Genomic DNA, 1117 nt, shown 5'->3' with positions numbered 1-1117 from the left:
GCCGCCGCCCGGCGAGGTCAACGCCCAGGACCTGGTGCTGGACAAGGTCGCGAAGGCCGTCGGGGACGGCTCCCGCGCCGACGACGGCGAGGACCGGCCCGCGGTGGACGACCGGGCCGCCGGCGCGGCCCTCTACGACCTGCTCGGCGAGATGACCGCGAAAGGCCGACCATGACCACCACGCCCGATCGACCACAGGACCCCATGGACGCCGTGGAGAACCTCGCCCGCCTGGTCGCGGGCGACGACGAACAGCGGTTCGTGCTGGTGTACCACGCCTTCGCCAACCAGGTCGACGGCTTCCTGCACGGCGACGGGACCGACAGCTACCGGCTGGCCCGCTCCCTGCTGCGCCGCGGGGTGTCGCCCCTGACCAGGTCGGCGGTCGGCGCGGGCGCCGCGCCACCGGCCGACAGCATCTACACCGATCCCGTCTACCTGGCCAACACGCGGGCGGTGGTCGTCGACCGCGCCCGCATCATCGGCGGCGTGCCGACGGCGGAGTTCCCGGACTGCGTCGCGATCGGCAACGCCGACGGCTGGTGCTGCTCCGGCACGCTCGTGTCGCCCAACGTCGTCGTCACCGCGGGGCACTGCGTGCGCGGCGGGTGCGCGGCACGCGTGTTCACCGGCAAGGACGTCAGCTTCCCGGACGACGGCGAGGTGATCGCGGTGAAGACCGCGCTCGCCCACCCCGACTACCGCCCGCCCCGGGCGACCGGTGACCTCGCGGTCCTGGTGCTGTCCCGACCGACCTCGGTGCCGCCGCGCTCGATCGCGACCCGCGACCAGCTCACCGGGGCCCGGTTCGTGCGGCTCGCGGGCTACGGCAACACCGACGTGCACAGCAGCGGCGGCTACGGGCGCAGGCGCATGGTCGACGTGCCGATCGCGGGCGACGACCCCCGCTACGGCGCGGACCAGGCCACGGAGTTCGTGGCCGGGGCGCCGTTCCTGGACCGGGACAGCTGCAACGGCGACAGCGGCGGACCCGCCTACGTCGAGTCGGACGGCCGCTGGTTCCTCGTCGGCGCGACGTCCCGCGCCACGGCGTCCTCCCTGCGCCCGTGCGGTGACGGCGGGATCTACACCCGCGTGGCGTCCTACCAGGACTGGG

At 74.6% G+C, this 1117-nt stretch carries 1 protein-coding gene; it reads left to right on the top strand.

Annotation, left to right across the window (positions count from 1 at the left end):
- Positions 1-204 precede the first annotated feature (204 nt).
- Positions 205-1117: serine protease (locus AB0G02_RS41720; RefSeq protein ID WP_360806567.1), on the top strand; the 913-nt coding region annotated here is incomplete at its 3' end.

It is taken from the genome of Actinosynnema sp. NPDC023658 (assembly GCF_040639995.1).
In the GTDB taxonomy this organism is placed as follows: Bacteria; Actinomycetota; Actinomycetes; order Mycobacteriales; family Pseudonocardiaceae; genus Actinosynnema.
This window is presented reverse-complemented; position numbering and strand designations above follow the sequence as displayed.